Here is a 13892-nt window from a genome sequence, read left to right as displayed (position 1 = left end):
GGACTCAAATAAATAATACTGACCAATTGATTATTGGTTGATGGAGCTGTGATATCTCTTGGTAGAAGGCCTTACGATAGATATCCATTGACGAATGTCCATTAAACATAGCTCGTGGATAGTGATTCATCCAATCATTAGTCGCTATGATCTGAGCACTACTATAGTTATTTATAGCTTCACCTTTGGTAATCTCCTTGCGGAGAAACCGGTTATTGATCTCATTGGATCCACGTTCCCAAGGGGAATACGGATCAGCATAGAAAACATGATCGTGAACTTGTGTTAACTCACTAAATTCTGAACCGTTGTCAGAGGTTATTGTCTTAAAAATGCGATAGTAAGCATCTGTGCCCATTTTCTGGCGCAAATTTATAAAGAACTGATTTACTGCATGCGCAGTTTTACCAGCAATTTTACTCGTGATATTAACTCGTGAAAGGCGATCAGTCATTACTAGTACAACACTGTCATTACCGTTTTTCTGTCCCTGAACTGTATCCAGTTCCCAATGGCCAATTTCGGACCGTTGGTCCGCAGTTTGAGGTCGTTGAGCAATATTAGGCCCTAAGCACCTTTTAGCTTGCGGATGAGTTTGATGATGCTTACGTTTAGGTTTTTCAAAGAGGTCTAAATTGGACGTACGAAGCACACCCTCATTAATCCATTGATATAAAGTTACAACCGACTTTGGGATCAGGGTGCCATCATTCATTAAATCTCGAGCCTTATAAATAACCGCTTGTGGGGAGTAATGGTGGTCGTCAAACTCACCAAGCATTAGCTGATCAGCTAATCGTAAAAATTGCTTTGAAGAATAATATAAGCGACGACGACCAGAATGGCGGTGATGTTCAAGATATGTGGCCTGACCAGCTTCATAACTATAGATGTAGTAAGAATATTCGTAAATCTTACCATTAGATTTTTGACGACGAAGTTGGCGGACCGTACCACGGTTGAGCTCGTTATTAATTGTTTGATGATTAACTCCTAATTGGCGACCAATTGCGCGATTGGAAAGTCCTTGCGACTTTAAAGTCGCAATCATCACACGTTCTTCTTTAGTAAGATGAGCATTCTTTTTATGAGTAGTCAATAAAATAGTAGACATGGTATCATTTAAGTGCGTCATTTGACGGACATCCTTTCATATAGGTTTGGTTCACTTAATATGATACCTGATGTCACGCCGAATGGCGTTTTTTATTTACCACCAACTGGGTGGCTAACTTCATTCTATAATCTACCAAATCTGGTTCTTTGTCAGATAAAACGTAAAAGTAAAAAAGTTCAAAGGTCTTGCCCCAGCTAGGCCAACAGGTCATCAGATGCCGCCGCTGACTATCATATTTTTGGCTAAAACGTAGAATTGCTTTAGGAGCTTGATCGCTTATCATTGAATTTGTCCGAACCGAAAATTGTAACTCATCCAATACCGCATTAACCAGTTGATCAAAGCACTTGACTACCTTAGTTGTTTGCAACTCATAATTTTCCTTGATAGTCGAAAATTCATTATGATTGTTCCAAAAGAGTTTACCCAGTGATGTCAACTGTTGGGCATTCTCCATTTCTTTTTCCCTATTAACTACCATAATAATCGGCTCCTTATTAATAAGATTAGTTCGAGAATATCAAAAATAAGGAGAAGATTGCTGGTCAAATAAGACAGGACAAAAAGACCGCATACTTTTCACATTAGGATAAAGTATGTGGTCATGATATACTTTTAACCAGGACTAAGATAACGGGTTAGCTACCTAGCATCAGCGTCCTAGTGAATCTTCGGATGACGCGTCACCCCTCAAAACAATCCAGAATCACGGAGGTGATAGTCATGCCGAGAGCTAGGAACGACTGGAGGGTCAGACACGGTCCAAGCGGCTGTGGCTATCTGGATACTGTCCAAAGCTGCTGTTCAGTTTGCCAAGGCGTATCGGATAATAAAAAAGACTAACCATGATGGTTAGTCACCCTAATGTCTTCCAGAACATTCACGATTGAGAGTAATGAGGTTGCAGCTCACTGCTCTCTTTTCTTTTATTATGATACGGTATTTTAACAGTTAATTCAAGAAAACAGATTAAAATTTAAACCCCCACAAAATTGGGCCGAAAATGCTATTATGGATTTCAAATGGCAATTTGCACACAAAAAAATGGGCGTAAAGCCCATCAGGTCAGTATGTATAGCCTTTTCTCGATGCAACCTCATGCACACAGTTTTTCCGTGTGCACAGGCGTGTGCATTACATTCATAAATAAACAAAAATAATCCTTGATATACCTTCGCAAAATGCTGATATATCAAGGATTATCAAACTTCATAAAGCTTAATAATGCCAACTAGAGGAATCGAACCTCCGACCTTCTCTTTACGAGGGAGATGCTCTACCGACTGAGCTAAGTTGGCATAAAAGAAAAGGTGTTAACTCAACCCAGTCAACACCTTAATAACTCCGGCAGTCAGACTCGAACTGACGACAACCTGATTAACAGTCAGGTGCTCTACCAACTGAGCTATGCCGGAATAACGCGTGGCAACGTCCTATCCTCGCAGGGAGCGATCCCCCAACTACTTTCGGCGTGTTGAAGCTTAACTGCTGTGTTCGGCATGGGAACAGGTGTATCCTTCAAGCCATCATCACCACACTACCCTCTCGGGTGAGAGCTTATGCTCTCAAAACTAAACAATATCCATTTCTTCAATAAACCTAACCGCTCTCCTTGGTTAAGTCCTCGACCGATTAGTAATGGTCCGCTCCATGCATCACTGCACTTCCACTTCCATCCTATCTACCACATCATCTTTGTGGGGTCTTACTTCCCCGAAGGGAATGGGAAATCTCATCTCGAGGCGAGTTTCACACTTAGATGCTTTCAGCGTTTATCTCGTCCATACATAGCTACCCAGCAATGCTCCTGGCGGAACAACTGGTACACCAGCGGTATGTCCATCCCGGTCCTCTCGTACTAAGGACAGGTCCTCTCAAATTTCCTACGCCCGCGACGGATAGGGACCGAACTGTCTCACGACGTTCTGAACCCAGCTCGCGTACCGCTTTAATGGGCGAACAGCCCAACCCTTGGGACCGACTACAGCCCCAGGATGCGATGAGCCGACATCGAGGTGCCAAACCTCCCCGTCGATGTGGACTCTTGGGGGAGATAAGCCTGTTATCCCCAGGGTAGCTTTTATCCGTTGAGCGATGGCCCTTCCATGCGGAACCACCGGATCACTAAGCCCGACTTTCGTCCCTGCTCGACCTGTCTGTCTCGCAGTCAAGCTCGCTTGTGCCTTTACACTCTGCGAATGATTTCCAACCATTCTGAGCGAACCTTTGGGCGCCTCCGTTACCTTTTGGGAGGCGACCGCCCCAGTCAAACTGCCCACCTGACACTGTCTCCCAGCACGTTCAGTGCTGCGGGTTAGAGTGGTCATAATGCAAGGGTAGTATCCCACCAACGCCTCCAGCGAAACTAGCGTTCCGCTTTCTACGGCTCCTACCTATCCTGTACAAGCAGTACAAACACTCAATATCAAGCTACAGTAAAGCTCCATGGGGTCTTTCCGTCCTGTCGCGGGTACCCTGCATCTTCACAGGGATTTCAATTTCACCGAGTCTCTCGTTGAGACAGTGCCCAGATCGTTACGCCTTTCGTGCGGGTCGGAACTTACCCGACAAGGAATTTCGCTACCTTAGGACCGTTATAGTTACGGCCGCCGTTTACTGGGGCTTCAATTCAGAGCTTCGCCGAAGCTAACCCTTCCTTTTAACCTTCCAGCACCGGGCAGGCGTCAGCCCCTATACTTCATCTTACGATTTTGCAGAAACCTGTGTTTTTGATAAACAGTCGCCTGGGCCTATTCACTGCGGCTGGCCTTGCGGCCAGCACCCCTTCTTCCGAAGTTACGGGGTCATTTTGCCGAGTTCCTTAACGAGAGTTCTCTCGCTCACCTTAGGATTCTCTCCTCGACTACCTGTGTCGGTTTGCGGTACGGGCAGTTAACTACTTGCTAGAAGCTTTTCTCGGCAGTGTGACATCAGCGACTTCGTTACTAAAAGTTCACTCCTCATCACAGCTTGTCAACCCGAAGTTAAGCATTTGACTCAACTCCTGACTTACTGCTTGACCGCACTCTTCCAATCGTGCGGATCGCTTAGCCTCCTGCGTCCCTCCATTGCTCAAACGCAGTTAACTGGTACAGGAATCTCAACCTGTTATCCATCGCTTACGCCTTTCGGCCTCGGCTTAGGTCCCGACTTACCCTGGGAGGACGAGCCTTCCCCAGGAAACCTTAGTCATTCGGTGGACAGGATTCTCACCTGTCTTTCGCTACTCATACCGGCATTCTCACTTCTAAGCGCTCCACCAGTCCTCACGGTCTGACTTCGCCGCCCTTAGAACGCTCTCCTACCACGTGCACATAGTGCACATCCACAGTTTCGGTAATATGCTTAGCCCCGGTACATTTTCGGCGCAGGATCACTCGACTAGTGAGCTATTACGCACTCTTTAAATGATGGCTGCTTCTGAGCCAACATCCTAGTTGTCTATGCAACTCCACATCCTTTTCCACTTAGCATATATTTAGGGACCTTAACTGGTGATCTGGGCTGTTCCCCTTTCGACGGTGGATCTTATCACTCATCGTCTGACTCCTGAGGATAAATCAATGGCATTCGGAGTTTATCTGAAGTTGGTAACCCATGACGGGCCCCTTGTCCAAACAGTAGCTCTACCTCCACGATTCTTACCTCAAGGCTCCCCCTAAAGAGATTTCGGAGAGAACCAGCTATCTCCAAGTTCGTTTGGAATTTCACCGCTACCCACACCTCATCCCAGCCATTTTCAACTGACACGGGTTCGGTCCTCCAGTGCGCTTTACCGCACCTTCAACCTGGACATGGGTAGGTCACCTGGTTTCGGGTCTATAACTACATACTTCATACGCCCATTTAAGACTCGCTTTCGCTGCGGCTCCGATTTTTCCACCTTAACCTTGCATGCAATCATAACTCGCCGGTTCATTCTGCAAGAGGCACGCCGTCACCCATTAACGGGCTCCGACAGCTTGTAGGCACATGGTTTCAGGAACTATTTCACTCCCCTTCCGGGGTGCTTTTCACCTTTCCCTCACGGTACTGGTTCACTATCGGTCACTAGGTAGTATTTAGCCTTGCGAGATGGTCCTCGCAGCTTCCGACGGGGTTTCACGTGTCCCGCCGTACTCAGGATCCTGAACTGAGGGTGTGACGTTTCGTCTACTGGGCTTTCACCATCTCTGGCACAGCTTCCCAACTGTTTCGACTACGTCGCACTTTGGTAACTCAAATGTTCAGTCCTACAACCCCAGTGAGCAAGCTCACTGGTTTGGGCTCTTCCCCTTTCGCTCGCCGCTACTCAGGGAATCGAATTTTCTTTTTCTTCCTGCAGCTACTGAGATGTTTCAGTTCACTGCGTTTACCGCTTGCCAGCTATAGATTCACTGGTCAAGCAAGCACCGACTAAGGTGCTTGGGTTTCCCCATTCGGAAATCTCCGGATCAAAGTGTACTTACCACTCCCCGAAGCATATCGGTGTTTGTCCCGTCCTTCATCGGCTCCTAGTACCAAGGCATTCACCATGCGCCCTTCATAACTTAACCTTGATGATCACGACGTGATCACCTTGATTAATTGAGTTAGCGATTATTTCGTTAATAAAACTCAAATAACGCGGTGTTCTCGGTTTATTGTTTTAAGTTAATAAATAAGAAAATAGATATTATTTAGTTTTCAAAGTACAAGCTCTGAGGGTAAACCCCTCAAAACTAAACAAAGTTTCAACTAATGTGTAGGTTCCGTTTTATTCCTTAGAAAGGAGGTGATCCAGCCGCAGGTTCTCCTACGGCTACCTTGTTACGACTTCACCCCAGTCATCTATCCCGCCTTAGGCGGCTCCCTCCAAAATGGTTAGGCCACCGACTTTGGGCGTTACAAACTTCCATGGTGTGACGGGCGGTGTGTACAAGGCCCGGGAACGTATTCACCGCGGCATGCTGATCCGCGATTACTAGCGATTCCGACTTCGTGTAGGCGAGTTGCAGCCTACAGTCCGAACTGAGATCGGCTTTAAGAGATTAGCTTGCCCTCGCGGGTTAGCGACTCGTTGTACCGACCATTGTAGCACGTGTGTAGCCCAGGTCATAAGGGGCATGATGATCTGACGTCGTCCCCACCTTCCTCCGGTTTGTCACCGGCAGTCTCACTAGAGTGCCCAACTGAATGCTGGCAACTAGTAACAAGGGTTGCGCTCGTTGCGGGACTTAACCCAACATCTCACGACACGAGCTGACGACGACCATGCACCACCTGTCATTGCGTCCCCGAAGGGAACGCCTAATCTCTTAGGTTAGCGCAAGATGTCAAGACCTGGTAAGGTTCTTCGCGTAGCTTCGAATTAAACCACATGCTCCACCGCTTGTGCGGGCCCCCGTCAATTCCTTTGAGTTTCAACCTTGCGGTCGTACTCCCCAGGCGGAGTGCTTAATGCGTTAGCTGCGGCACTGAAGGGCGGAAACCCTCCAACACCTAGCACTCATCGTTTACGGCATGGACTACCAGGGTATCTAATCCTGTTCGCTACCCATGCTTTCGAGCCTCAGCGTCAGTTGCAGACCAGACAGCCGCCTTCGCCACTGGTGTTCTTCCATATATCTACGCATTCCACCGCTACACATGGAGTTCCACTGTCCTCTTCTGCACTCAAGTCGCTCAGTTTCCGATGCACTTCTTCGGTTAAGCCGAAGGCTTTCACATCAGACTTAAGCAACCGCCTGCGCTCGCTTTACGCCCAATAAATCCGGATAACGCTTGCCACCTACGTATTACCGCGGCTGCTGGCACGTAGTTAGCCGTGACTTTCTGGTTGAATACCGTCACTGCGTGAACAGTTACTCTCACGCACGTTCTTCTTCAACAACAGAGCTTTACGAGCCGAAACCCTTCTTCACTCACGCGGTGTCGCTCCATCAGGCTTGCGCCCATTGTGGAAGATTCCCTACTGCTGCCTCCCGTAGGAGTATGGACCGTGTCTCAGTTCCATTGTGGCCGATCAGTCTCTCAACTCGGCTATGCATCATTGCCTTGGTAGGCCGTTACCCTACCAACAAGCTAATGCACCGCGGGCCCATCCTGAAGTGATAGCCGAAACCATCTTTGAAACGAAAACCATGTGGTTTTCGTTGTTATGCGGTATTAGCACCTGTTTCCAAATGTTATCCCCCGCTTCAGGGCAGGTTGCCCACGTGTTACTCACCCGTCCGCCGCTCACTGGTAATCCATCGTCACTTCAGTGCAAGCACGTCAGATCAGTTGGGCCAGTGCGCTCGACTTGCATGTATTAGGCACACCGCCGGCGTTCATCCTGAGCCAGGATCAAACTCTCATATAAAATATAAGAATTTGAGATAGCTCTCAAATTAAAAGTTATTAAGCGAATTGACTTCGCAAATGTTTTGCTTCAAATCACCAAAGTGATTGAAGACCCTACACATTTGATTCGTCGAAACTTTGTTCAGTTTTCAAAGGTCTACCGATTACTGAATAGAATCAGCAATCAAAATTTTATCACATTGTCACAGCTAAAGTCAAGAAGAAATTTAACGCATCTTCAAGTCGCTAGCGACAAGCAACTTTTATAATATATCATACGAGCAACAATTCGTCAACAATATTTTTCAATCAAAGTAAGCCAACGTTCTGTTGCTTCGTACAACGATGACTACTATACAGGTAATTCCAGCAATTGTCAACGCCGTTTAAACTTTATTTAAATCAATTTCCAAAACATGAACGTTATCAAATAGCTCCCCAAAACAAGAGGCACAATATGCAAACAAAAATCCTCTCAACAAAGTAAAATATCCGTGACCATTTCTCAGGCCATCAACTAAAAAAGTTTTAAAACAAAAATACCCAATCGCCGAAACGATTGGATATTTTCTAATACTACTTCTTGTTCTTGTTTTCCTTCTCCGGACGCATCGTTGGGAAGAGGATAACGTCACGAATTGACTTAGCATTGGTCAGAAGCATTACCAAGCGGTCAATCCCGATGCCGAGACCACCCGTCGGCGGCATCCCGTATTCCAGCGCCTTGACGTAATCAAGGTCCACTGGTTCGGCCTCATCGTTACCATTGGCCTTTTCCTCGGCCTGCATCTCAAACCGGTGCTTCTGGTCAATTGGATCGTTCAATTCACTGAAGGCGTTCGCCAGCTCGCTTCCATTCACGTAAAGTTCGAACCGGTCCGTCATCTCAGGGTTCTCCTTGTTCCGCTTAGCCAATGGGGAAACCTCGACTGGGAATTCGTAAACAAAGGTTGGCTGAATCAGCGTATCCTCGACGTACTCGTCAAAGAAGGCACTCAGAATGTGGCCCTTCTTCCAGAAGGACTTGTATTCAATGTGGTGCTCGTCGGCCAGCTTCTTAGCATCGTCGTCGGTCATGTTCTCGTCACCGAAGTCAATCCCGGTCTTCTCCTTGACGGCATCAACCATCGTTACCCGCTTGAAGTCACTTGCCAGGTCGATATCATTGCCCTGATAGTTAACGTGGCCGTCGTTGGAAACAACCTTAGCCGCTGCCTTAACGATTCCTTCCGTCTCGTCCATGACGTCATGGAAGTCCCAGTAGGCCGCGTAGGTTTCCATCGTGGTGAATTCTGGGTTGTGCTGTGGGTCCATCCCCTCGTTCCGGAAAATCCGGCCCAGCTCGTAAACCCGCTCGAAGCCACCGACAATCAGCCGCTTCAGGTACAGTTCCGTGGCAATCCGCAGGTACATATCAATATCCAAGGCGTTGTGGTGGGTAACGAACGGCCGCGCGTTGGCACCACCGGCCTGGGTGTTCAGGATTGGCGTTTCAACTTCGGTAAAGCCATTTTCATCCATGTACTTCCGAACGGCCTTGATGATTGCCGTCCGCTGGTGGAACCGCTTGAAGCTCTCTGGATTGGAAATCAGGTCCAGATAACGCTGCCGGTAAATGGTCTCGGGATCCGTAACCCCTTCCCACTTGTTTGGCAGTGGCCGCAGTGCCTTGGCAAGGAAGGTAATCTTGTGGGCCCGCACCGTCAGCTCGCCGGAGTTGGTCTTGATGACGTCCCCTTCGATCCCCAGAAAGTCACCGATATCGGCCCGCTTGAAAATGTGGTATGGTTCATCCCCCACCATATCCTTCCGGGCGTAAACCTGAATCTTGCCGCTCCGGTCAACGAAATCAGCAAAGCCGGCCTTACCGCTGCTCCGCTTCCGAGTCATCCGACCGGCGATGATTACTACTTCGTCCTTATCGTTTAACTCTTCCTTGTCGTACTTGTCAAATTCATCGTGCAGCTGGGCAGCCAGGTGGTCCCGCTTGAAGCGGCGGCCAAATGGTTCAATCCCGGCCTGTTCCAGCTCCTCCATCTTTTCACGACGAACACGCATCTGATCTAGTTCTTGTGACACTAACTTTTCCTCCTCTTATTGAGCTTGCTTGTGCGCAGCCCGCTTCATCTCCCGCTCTGCCGTCTGCTCAGCAAAGCGATCAAAGATCTCATTCATCTGATCACGGGTCTCGGCCTCAACCAGCGCCGCCTTGGTCCGTGCCGAACGCGGAATTCCCTTCAGGTAGTAGGTTGACAGTCCCCGGAATTCCCGCACGCCGACGTACTCGCCCTTCAGATCGATCAGCCGGTTTAGGTGCTCCTTGGCCATCTTGATCTTCTCCTCGGCCGTCGCCTCGGGAAGCAGTTCCCCGGTCTCCAGGTAATGCGCCGTCCGGGTTAGCATCCACGGGTTCCCCATGGCAGCCCGGCCAATCATTGCCGCGGTGGCTCCGGTCATGTCAAGGATCTTCTTGGCATCCTCGGGCGTCCGGACGTCACCATTAGCCATGAACGGGATCGTCAGGTGATCAGCGACCTCTTTTAGTATATTCCAATCGGCGTGTCCCGTATACATCTGTTTTCTGGTTCGACCGTGCATTGCGATTGCGGCCGCACCAGCGCGCTCGGCCGCCAGGGCATTTTCGACCGCGTAAATGTGCTTGTCGTCCCAGCCGGTCCGCATCTTGACGGTCACCGGCTTCTTGACGGCGTCCGTCACGTAGGAAACCATCTCATAAACCTTGTTCGGGTCCAGGAGCCAGCGAGCACCGGCGTCGGTCTTGACCACCTTGTTGACTGGACAACCCATGTTGATGTCAATCACGTCCGCCGCGGTGTGCTCGTCCACATACTTGGCGGCCTGGACAAGGGTCTCCTTGGTCCCGCCGAAAATTTGGATGCCCATTGGGTGCTCACTCGGGTCCACGTTCATCATGTTGAGGGTGCGCTTGTTATGGTACATGATTCCCCGGTCGGAGATCATCTCGCACACCACGTAACCCGCGCCAAACTCCTTGCAGATCACCCGAAAAGCTGAATTGGTGACCCCGGCCATGGGAGCGACCACGACCTGATTCGGAATTTCAACGTTTCCGATCTTCCACTTCATTCTTTCACCTCATTATTCTCGGGAGCTGAGTTGGCCTTCCAGTTCCCAAATCTTAATGTCCGATAACCCAACTATCATAGCACACCACCGGCACTCAGACCAAGCAGCTACTTTTGATCCGCCGGCTTTTGGTCGCCTTCGTCCTTCTGATCGGCGATTTCCTTGTCGGCCTCGGCATCGGCAACCTTCTTGTCGTAAAGCAGCTGCAGTTCTTCCTCGCTGAATTCGTACTTCTTCCCACAGAAACGGCAAACCGTTTCGGCGTGGTGGTCCTCGTCAATCAGCTTCTTGAGGTCCTTGGTGGAGATGCTCTCCAGGGCGTGGGCAAACCGCTGCTTGGAGCAGTCACACTCGTAGCGGACTGGCATCTGGTCGAGGATCTTCAGGTCGTCGCCAAAAATCTTCTTCAAGATGTCCTCCGGCGTGTCGCCATCGCGAAGCATTTCCGAAACCAGTGGCAGATCCTTCAAGGTCTTTTCCAGCTTGCTGATTGCCTCGTCCGATGCCCCTGGCAGGACCTGAATCATGAAGCCACCGGCAACCTCGATGCTGTCGTCGGTGTCAACGAAGACGGACAGGCCCACCGCGGACGGAATCTGTTCAGACTGGGCTAGGTAGTAGGTAAAGTCGTCGCCGAGCTCACCGGAAACCAGGTTGACCTCACCGGTGTACGGTGTCTTGTTGCCCGGCGCCATCTTGGTTACGGACAGGGTCCCCTGCTTGCCGACCGCGCCGGCCACGTCGAGCTTGCCCTTGGCATTGGCCGGCAGGTTGACGTGCGGATTGCCCATGTAACCCTTCACCGTGCCGTGTGCGTTCCCGTCGACCACGATGTAGCCAACCGGCCCGTTTCCTTGGATCTGCACCTTCATCACGCTGTCGCCCTCAAGGCCCGCGCTGGCTAACAGCAAGGTTCCAATCAGTGACCGCCCGAGCGCAGCGGAGGCGGTACTCCAGGTGTCATGAATCTCGTGGGCACGCTCAACCAGCTGGGTGGCGTTGACCGCGTAGGCCCGGAACTTGCCGTCCTTGGTGATGCTCTTTACCAAATAATCAGTTGTTTTCATAATTTTCCTCCTTCTTCCAAATAAAAAATAGGAGCGACGCTGATGGTCATGCTCCTATTTTAGCATTTTTGCTATTCATCGTGATCAGAATCGTTCGTGTCATCATGACTTTCCGGCTGATCCTGACCCTCATGACTGCTTGCCCCATCCGCTGCGCTTGGCTGCGTGGACTGGGCAGGCGTTGATGGCTGGGTCGGCTGTTCACTGGCGGCCAGCTGAGCAGTGACAGAAGTATCGTCAGACTTGTTCTCCCGCTTCTCATCTTCCTTGCGTTCCAGTGCCCGCTTGGACTCTTCAAAGGTCTTGGCGTATGCCGCCTCGTTTGCTGCTGCCTGAGTCTTTTCAGGCATCTTCCCGGTCCGGTACAGGCTGAGAATTTCCTTTTCATTCAGGGTCTCGTACTTCAGCAGGGCTTCGGCAATTGCCTTGTGCTGCTCACGGTGTGTCTCAATGATGTGGAGGGCTTCTTCATGTCCTTCACTCAGGATCCGACGAATTTCTTCGTCCACCAGGGCAGCCGTCTTTTGTGAGTACGTTGACTGGTCATAGCCTTGGCCAGTGAAGACCTGGCCGGAGCTTTGCAGCTCGACCGGTCCAATCTTGTCGCTCATCCCGTACTGGGTAACCATTGCCCGGGCAATCTGAGTTGCCTGTTCAAAGTCGTTCGAAGCACCAGAGGACTGGGACTTGAAGATTAATTCTTCGGCAGCCCGACCACCCATCAAACCGGCGATCTGTTCCTTGGCATTCTTCTTCGACATCAGCATCTGGTCTTCCCGCGGCAGCATGATGGCATAACCGCCGGCACGACCACGCGGCACAATCGTTACCTTGTGGACAACCCGGGCGTCGTTTAGGACCAGCCCAACGATTGTGTGACCGGCCTCGTGGTAGGCAACCGTCTTCCGCTCTTCAGCGGATTCAACCCGGTCGTGCTTAGCTGGACCGGCAATGACCCGATCCTCGGCCTCGTCCATGTCGGAAGCGTCAATTTCGTTCTTGTTGCGCCGAGCAGCAAGCAGGGCCGCTTCGTTCAGGAGGTTAGCCAGGTCGGCACCCACGAATCCAGGGGTCTGCTTGGCAATTTCCTTGAGGTCAACGTCTGGAGCGATCGGCTTGTTCTTGGCGTGAACCCGCAGAATGGCTTCACGACCCTTGACGTCCGGTCGGCCGACCAGGATCTTCCGGTCGAAACGACCTGGCCGCAGCAGGGCTGGGTCCAGAACGTCGGACCGGTTGGTAGCGGCCATCACGATGACCCCTTCGTCACCCTGGAAACCGTCCATTTCAACCAGCAACTGGTTCAAGGTCTGTTCACGCTCATCGTTACCACCGCTCATGCCGTTACCACGGCGACGACCAATGGCATCAATTTCATCAATGAAGATGATCGATGGAGCCGCCTTCTTGGCCTGATCAAACAGGTCCCGAACACGGCTGGCACCAACACCGACGAACATTTCAACGAAGTCAGAACCAGAAATGGAGAAGAATGGAACACCAGATTCACCGGCAACGGCCCGGGCAAGCAGGGTCTTACCAGTACCCGGAGGCCCCTCCAGGAGAACCCCAGATGGGATCTTGGCACCTAAGCGCGTGAATTTCTTTGGATTCTTCAAAAATTCAACAACTTCAACCAATTCCTGCTTTTCTTCTTCTTCACCGGCAACGTCGGAGAAGCGAACCTTATTCTTCTTCGGATCTGCGGGCTTAACCTTGGTCTTGCCAAAGCTCATGACGCCCCGGCCACCGCCACCCTGGCCGGCTTGGCCCATCATCATGTAGAAGAAGAAAATCATGATGACCAGTGGCAGAACCGTCAGCAGCAGGTTCATCCAAACACTGTTGGACTCTTCGGCGTGGGTGCTGATCTTGACGTTGTGACGGTCAGCATACTTTTGCAGCTGGTTGACCGTGACATCGCTCTCCAGCACGGAGCTTTCGAATTGTGAAACCTTGCTGTCGCGTTGCGTTGCAAGTGCAAAGCCACTCGTGGAGTCATTATTGGTCTGCGGCTTCCGGTAAGTCCCCGTGACGTGGTAAACCCCACCGTTTGGTTGTAGCTGGACACTCTTAATCTTGTTGCTCTTCAGTTCGGAGATGAACTCGGTTTGAGAAACCGTCTTGGACTGCCCGTTGGATTGGTTACCACCGAGGAAGAAGTAGGCAATTCCCATAATGCACAAGAACATCACGGCGTAGAAGAGAACGTTATGAGTGAAATTATTGTTCCTACGATTGTTGTTCATAACAACCTCCTAACTACCAGCAACAGTAAATAATTGTACACACTATAA

The 13892-nt window shown here is 50.3% G+C and carries 6 protein-coding genes, 2 tRNA genes and 3 rRNA genes; all 11 read right to left on the bottom strand.

Translation table 11 applies throughout. The features are described 5' to 3' along the window. Positions 1-4: 4 nt before the first annotated feature. The 11 genes from LKE23_RS08915 to ftsH all read right to left on the bottom strand — a co-directional run bounded on the left by LKE23_RS08915 (position 5) and on the right by ftsH (position 13844). A complete protein-coding gene (locus tag LKE23_RS08915; RefSeq protein WP_291976173.1) occupies positions 5-1135 on the bottom strand; it encodes an IS30 family transposase in 1131 nt (376 codons plus the stop codon). Positions 1136-1187: 52 nt separating this feature from the next. Further along, positions 1188-1598: a hypothetical protein gene (locus tag LKE23_RS08910; protein ID WP_291976987.1), complete on the bottom strand. Its 411-nt coding sequence runs from the start codon at positions 1596-1598 to the stop codon at positions 1188-1190. 744 nt (positions 1599-2342) lie between these two features. Continuing rightward, positions 2343-2415: transfer RNA gene (locus tag LKE23_RS08905), tRNA-Thr, on the bottom strand. 44 nt (positions 2416-2459) lie between these two features. Further along, positions 2460-2532: transfer RNA gene (locus LKE23_RS08900), tRNA-Asn, on the bottom strand. Positions 2533-2537: 5 nt separating this feature from the next. Next, a 5S ribosomal RNA gene (rrf, locus tag LKE23_RS08895) occupies positions 2538-2654 on the bottom strand. A 75-nt stretch (positions 2655-2729) separates the two neighbouring features. Beyond that, a 23S ribosomal RNA gene (locus LKE23_RS08890) occupies positions 2730-5652 on the bottom strand. A 211-nt stretch (positions 5653-5863) separates the two neighbouring features. After that, positions 5864-7439, bottom strand: a 16S ribosomal RNA gene (locus LKE23_RS08885). The 16S, 23S and 5S rRNA genes sit together here with 2 tRNA genes alongside, the layout of an rRNA operon. A gap of 557 nt (positions 7440-7996) precedes the next feature. Continuing rightward, positions 7997-9499: a lysine--tRNA ligase gene (lysS, locus tag LKE23_RS08880; RefSeq protein WP_291976986.1), complete on the bottom strand. Its 1503-nt coding sequence runs from the start codon at positions 9497-9499 to the stop codon at positions 7997-7999. Between the two features lie 15 nt (positions 9500-9514). Next, on the bottom strand, positions 9515-10528 hold the full coding sequence (gene dusB / locus LKE23_RS08875; protein ID WP_291976985.1) for a tRNA dihydrouridine synthase DusB: 1014 nt from the start codon (positions 10526-10528) through the stop codon (positions 9515-9517). Positions 10529-10635: 107 nt separating this feature from the next. Then, positions 10636-11595 carry an Hsp33 family molecular chaperone HslO gene (gene hslO, locus LKE23_RS08870; RefSeq protein WP_291976984.1) on the bottom strand — a complete coding sequence of 320 codons (960 nt, stop codon included), beginning with the start codon at positions 11593-11595 and terminating at the stop codon, positions 10636-10638. 71 nt (positions 11596-11666) lie between these two features. Beyond that, entirely contained in the window at positions 11667-13844 is a 2178-nt protein-coding gene (gene ftsH, locus LKE23_RS08865) for an ATP-dependent zinc metalloprotease FtsH (protein ID WP_291976983.1), read from the bottom strand. Between the last annotated feature and the right edge of the window lie 48 nt (positions 13845-13892).

Origin of the sequence: Limosilactobacillus sp. (assembly GCF_022482365.1) — a bacterium.
Lineage (GTDB): Bacteria > Bacillota > Bacilli > Lactobacillales > Lactobacillaceae > Limosilactobacillus.
Note: the sequence above shows the minus strand (reverse complement) of the source record. Positions and strands in the feature narration are given on the sequence as shown.

Bases quoted from the DNA above. Each gene is read 5' to 3' on its own strand.
- ftsH (WP_291976983.1), bottom strand. From the start codon at position 13,844: ATGAACAACAATCGTAGGAACAATAATTTCACTCATAACGTTCTCTTC.
- LKE23_RS08915 (WP_291976173.1), bottom strand. From the start codon at position 1,135: ATGACGCACTTAAATGATACCATGTCTACTATTTTATTGACTACTCAT.
- hslO (WP_291976984.1), bottom strand. From the start codon at position 11,595: ATGAAAACAACTGATTATTTGGTAAAGAGCATCACCAAGGACGGCAAG.
- dusB (WP_291976985.1), bottom strand. From the start codon at position 10,528: ATGAAGTGGAAGATCGGAAACGTTGAAATTCCGAATCAGGTCGTGGTC.
- LKE23_RS08910 (WP_291976987.1), bottom strand. From the start codon at position 1,598: ATGGTAGTTAATAGGGAAAAAGAAATGGAGAATGCCCAACAGTTGACA.